The organism is uncultured Lamprocystis sp. (assembly GCF_903933125.1).
Lineage (GTDB): Bacteria > Pseudomonadota > Gammaproteobacteria > Chromatiales > Chromatiaceae > Thiodictyon.
This window is the reverse complement of record NZ_CAIZIZ010000069.1, coordinates 1-4,676: the sequence shown is the minus strand read 5'-3', so window position 1 is coordinate 4,676 and position 4,676 is coordinate 1. Positions and strand designations below refer to the sequence as shown.

5 protein-coding genes are annotated in these 4,676 nt (G+C 62.3%); 2 read left to right on the top strand and 3 right to left on the bottom strand.

Features of this window, described 5'->3' with window-relative positions:
- Positions 1 to 200: 200 nt before the first annotated feature.
- The 3 genes from QZY03_RS03015 to QZY03_RS03005 all read right to left on the bottom strand — a co-directional run bounded on the left by QZY03_RS03015 (position 201) and on the right by QZY03_RS03005 (position 2,767).
- The gene (locus tag QZY03_RS03015) at positions 201 to 1,223 is read right to left on the bottom strand and encodes a formylglycine-generating enzyme family protein (protein ID WP_295578180.1); all 1,023 of its coding nucleotides are present in this window, start codon (positions 1,221 to 1,223) and stop codon (positions 201 to 203) included.
- Between the two features lie 128 nt (positions 1,224 to 1,351).
- Entirely contained in the window at positions 1,352 to 2,140 is a 789-nt protein-coding gene (locus tag QZY03_RS03010) for a tRNA threonylcarbamoyladenosine dehydratase (RefSeq protein WP_295578178.1), read from the bottom strand.
- A 342-nt stretch (positions 2,141 to 2,482) separates the two neighbouring features.
- Positions 2,483 to 2,767 carry a hypothetical protein gene (locus QZY03_RS03005; RefSeq protein ID WP_295578176.1) on the bottom strand — a complete coding sequence of 95 codons (285 nt, stop codon included), beginning with the start codon at positions 2,765 to 2,767 and terminating at the stop codon, positions 2,483 to 2,485.
- 1,009 nt (positions 2,768 to 3,776) lie between these two features.
- Here QZY03_RS03005 and QZY03_RS03000 point away from each other — a divergent pair.
- Both QZY03_RS03000 and QZY03_RS02995 read left to right on the top strand, forming a co-directional pair.
- On the top strand, positions 3,777 to 4,046 hold the full coding sequence (locus tag QZY03_RS03000; protein WP_295578168.1) for a DUF4160 domain-containing protein: 270 nt from the start codon (positions 3,777 to 3,779) through the stop codon (positions 4,044 to 4,046).
- A gap of 10 nt (positions 4,047 to 4,056) precedes the next feature.
- The gene (locus tag QZY03_RS02995; RefSeq protein WP_295578166.1) at positions 4,057 to 4,293 is read left to right on the top strand and encodes a DUF2442 domain-containing protein; all 237 of its coding nucleotides are present in this window, start codon (positions 4,057 to 4,059) and stop codon (positions 4,291 to 4,293) included.
- Positions 4,294 to 4,676 lie beyond the last annotated feature (383 nt).

The following is a 4,676-nucleotide window of genomic DNA, read 5'->3' as shown; positions in this document are numbered from 1 at the left end:
ACGGTAGGAGCGGCCCCGGCCGCGACGAGTGCCGGCTTGGGTCTGGCCGGATTAATGATCAAGGCCGCGTGCGTAGTCAGGGCTTCCAGCCCTGACGGTGTCAGGCCAGGATGGCCTGACTACGCACCCGGCGAGCCCAAGTGGCCGGAATCTTGATCGAGGCCCGGCCGGAGGCCGCTCCCACGAGGGACTTTCCAGGCTCAGGGGATCGTTGTCTTGGCCAGCCGGAAGCCCAGACTGCGATGGGCGAAAGCAGGCGCGGAGCGACAACGGTAAGCGGAACGGGTGTCGCCGACATAGCCGCGCCAGGAACCGCCGCGAACCACCCGGCGCGCGCAATTCCCCTCCAGCCAGGCACTGCCGTCGTTGGGTGCACCGTCGTAGCCGTCGTTCCAGCAGTCCTGGGTCAATTCGTTCGCGTTGCCGTGGATGTCGTAGAGCCCCCAGGGATTCGGCGCATAGCTGCCAACCTCGACTGTCTTGTCCAGATTGACGCCGGTATGCGCGCCGCATCGCGCGTAGTCGAAGGTGCCGTCATAGTTGGCCTGATCCGTGCTGATGCAATCCCCGGTGCTGAATGATGTCGTCGTGCCGGCGCGCGCGGCGTACTCCCATTCCGCCTCGAACGGCAGCCGATAGCCCGGTCCGCTGATCCGATTGATCCACCGGATGAAGTCTTGCATATCGTTCCAGGAGACATTGATGATCGGCCGCTTACCCCGGCCCCAACCCTCGTCGCTCGGTTTGCGGACGCAGGCGCCGTCGGTGACACAGGCATCCCAATCATCAAAGGTCGTCTCGTACTTGGCCAGCTCGAACGGCTGAATGCAAACCTTGTGTTGCGGACCCTCATCGGGGTCCCGCTCGGGTTCGGTCTCGGGGCTGCCCATCATGAAGCAACCGCCGGGGATGCTGATCATGACGATCTCGGGCGCCAGATCGAGCTTGATGGTCTGTTCCGTACCGGCCGCGACCATCACCGTGCGCTCTACCGGGTCGAAGCCCTGCTTGGCGGCGCTGATACGGTGCTCGCCGGGCGCCAGATTGATCAGAAAGGTCTCTTCGGCAGTGGCCGGCGAATTCCCCTTGCGCTCGCCGTCGACCGACAGCTCCGCATTGCCCGGAACGGTGAAGATGCGCACCGCACCGGTGCTGTCGGCCAGCGTCGCCGCGCTCGGCAAGAAGAAGGCAAAGCCCAGCAGGAAGATCGTTGAGTAGCGCACGGGATCGGTTCCTCGTGGTTGAGGGGCGGAAGCGGCGTCGGGTGCGGCCTTGAATCCCGGTCATCGGGTCAGCCGTCCCGTGATTCTAGACGAAAACAGGACACCGGGATGCACTGAACGACCCGGAATCAGCCGTCGGCCAGAATGCGCCGGATCAGAACCCCCGCCAGCATCAGCCCGAACAGGGCCGGCATATAACTGATGGTCCCGTTGACCGCGCGCGGCCGACCGTGGCCGGTCGGCTCGGGCGGCAGCGGCGGCAGATAGGTCTCGTCGGACCAGACGACGGTGACCCCGCGCGCGATGCCGGCCTTGCGCAAGCGCGCGCGCACCGCCCGCGCCAAGGGACAGACGCTGGTATCCATCAGATCACCGACCCGGATACGGGTGGGGTCCAGACGCCCACCGGCGCCCATGCTGCTGACAATCGGAGTGCCGGTGCGCACGGCGACCGCGATCAGTGCGACCTTGCTCGCCAGGCTGTCGATAGCATCGGCGACGTGATCATAACCGGCGGCCAGCAACTCCGGCATCGCTTCGGGTTCCAGAAAGCGTTCGATCAGAGTGAGGCGGCACTCGGGATTGATGTCGCGGATGCGCGCGGCCATCACCTGCGACTTGAGTTCACCCAAAGTAGAGTGCAGCGCCGGCAGTTGGCGATTGAGGTTGGACGGCGCCACCCGATCGAAGTCAACCAGCGTCAGGTCACCCACCCCGGCCCGCGCCAGGGCCTCGGCGACGAACGCGCCCACCCCACCCAAGCCGGCCACCAACACCCGGGCGCTGCGCAGCCGCGCAATACCCGCATCGCCGACCAGGATGTGAGTGCGCTGGAACAGCGGGGGGATGGCCGACGCATCGGCATCCGGAGCATCGCTTGCGAGGGCGTGGGACGTGCCCGGCTCAGCCTGATTCATTTTGCTCTACATTCAATCCGGCGGCGTTCCGGCCGGGGCCCGCGCTCCGGCCGGAAACGCTAAGATGATTTCCGGGAAAGACTCTACCGACAGGTAGGGGCGGAATGTAGGTGCGACTTCAGTCGCACCGATTCGGACGCAGGTGCGACTGAAGTCGCACCTGCATTGACCGGTATCCAAATTGTCGGAAATCACCTAACTCCAATGAGTCTGTGGGCCATCGCCCCGGCGCCGGTCAACGCCTTGAGGATGGCGGGCAGTGGCCGGGTCGGTCGGGACCGAACCGGCAGTCCTTCCCAGCCGCAGGCGAGCGACCGTGAAGCCACAGTATATTAGTGGTTTTTAATCGGCGCAGTCAAAGTCACGCTCGGCCAGCGTGACGACGCCAAGGGTACAGACCCTGGTGATCAGGATTCCGGGGAGCGCGATCAGCACCAGTTGTTTGACCATAAACCAGTCGGCCAGGGCGATCGGCAGATACGCGGGCAACGAAAAGCGGAGGATCAGGTACAAGACGACAAAAACGATCAGTAAATGATCGAATGCCAGGGCCAACACCAACGGGAAAAGACTCAGGCCCGCGGTCAGTCCGATGAAAAGTCCCGTGACCGCCATGCCCAGCCCCATGCCGCAGATCGCCACAAGCTTCCGGCCCTGGTACCAGTAATACCAAGGACTCTTGAGGCTTTGAAAAATAATAGATAAATATTTCAATTATATAAAATAGAAGCGCTCAAAAACACTTCGTGTGACATTCGTATCAGGACGGAATAGGGACGCAACAGACCGTATGCAGCCGTACGTCTGGCCTGGCCCTCCAGCAGCGCCAGCAGCGCCAGCAGGCCGGGGATATGCTCCGCGCCGTAGGTGACATAGATCTTCTGCGCATCCGAGCCGACGATGCGCTCGACGAGCGCGTGTTTGCGGTAGTCGAGGACGACGGGGGTTCAACAGATTCGCAACTTAATGTAGGGGCGACTTTAGTCGCCCCTACAGCCCCTACGGATCTTGCAGACATGCGCAGTTGGGATGTATATTTCTGGTAATCGCCTTGGCGATTGCCGGAAAATTGTCTACCAGATCGCGAAAGATTTTTGTCTGGTCGGGCGGTGCTAAAGATAGTGATGTACTGGATCAGGTTCAAGCCGTCGGTCGGCCGCGCGGGAAGGCCACCACGGGCAGGGCCAACAAGATCGCGGCCAGCACCAGCAGTCATTAACGCCCCGAGGGCGCGCCGGGTCAGCTCCGGTCGCAGGGGAAGTCCCAACCCGGGTCTTCAAGCCACCCGATGCACTCCCCGTCGGCGAGCATGCCGAGCGAGGCAGCGGCTCTCGGCCCCCGCGCCGGAAAGGCCGGCGCCGGGGGATGGGGCGAGGTGAGTGCGTCTGCAAGCTGGAAAACCGTGGTCTATCCATCGTATGCTCGGACACACAGTACCGCACGAGTGGCTGGGGGAGCGGCGCAGGGGGGACTAGCAGTTTGTCGGACTTGCAGCGTAAGAACGTGATTATAGAAGATAAAAAATTTGCGCCAAAAAAGCTGAAACTCTTTAACTTCAATCGGTTACCTCATCAAGTCCGACAGGCTGCTAGGAGAATAGCCACTCCTGGCGATACGCGATCTTCTTGGAGGCTTCATGCCAACCATCAGCATGTTTTACGGCATCATCGTGCGGATGCTGTTCATGGACACCAAACAGCACAACCGACCACATATTCATGTCGAATATCAGGGAATGCAGGCGGTCTTTGCGATCCCGGAGGGCGAGCGGCTTGAAGGCGATCTGCCGCCGAAAAAGGCGCGTCAGGTTCAAGTCTGGATCGATCTGCACGAGGAAGAACTGATGGCCAACTGGACCCTGGCGGCACGCGGTGAGCCCGTATTCCCGATCGACCCCTTGCGGTGAGGTGTCCGCTATGTTTCCAGATGTCATTGCGGTTACCCCCGAACCCGACCACCGCTTGCGTCTGACCTTCGCCAACGGCGAGCATCGACGCTTCGACATGACTCCCTACCTCCGCTATCCGGTCTTCCAGCGTCTGCGCAACCCCGGCTTTTTCGGCTTGGCGCGGGTCGACTACGGCACGGTGACCTGGCCCGGCGAGATCGATATCGCCCCTGAGACCCTGTATGCCGAGGCGGTGCCGGACTAACGGTGAAAAGGCGCCCTTCCCCGAGCAGACTCAACACGATCATCCTGGGCAGGCACGAGACCGGGCGAGTAGGGGGTTCGACCCTACGCGCCTCAGGGCTTAAGTTGCGGGGCCTGAGGGTCCGGTCCTGCGACCACGCATAAGGTATGATTGCAAGACCTGTCCGCGGGCTTGCAGGTCCAGAACGTTATCGTAGTACGTCCTCTATTTCCTCCGGGAGAGGCTGTGCGAGTATTGGCTATCCGTCGACCGTTCGCGCCCGTCAGCAATTCCAAATTTGGGCAGCATCACGCAGCCCCTTGGTGGATGCAGCGCGCACGACCGGCGTGCCGGGTCCCTGACACCGAGCGGCGCGCCTTATCCACCCTACAGCGGGGCCGGTT

What these genes read in the sequence shown, in the direction of transcription:
- QZY03_RS02995 (WP_295578166.1), top strand. Translation starts at nt 4,057, where the DNA reads ATGTTTCCAGATGTCATTGCGGTTACCCCCGAACCCGACCACCGCTTG.
- QZY03_RS03005 (WP_295578176.1), bottom strand. Translation starts at nt 2,767, where the DNA reads ATGGGGCTGGGCATGGCGGTCACGGGACTTTTCATCGGACTGACCGCG.
- QZY03_RS03010 (WP_295578178.1), bottom strand. Translation starts at nt 2,140, where the DNA reads ATGAATCAGGCTGAGCCGGGCACGTCCCACGCCCTCGCAAGCGATGCT.
- QZY03_RS03000 (WP_295578168.1), top strand. Translation starts at nt 3,777, where the DNA reads ATGCCAACCATCAGCATGTTTTACGGCATCATCGTGCGGATGCTGTTC.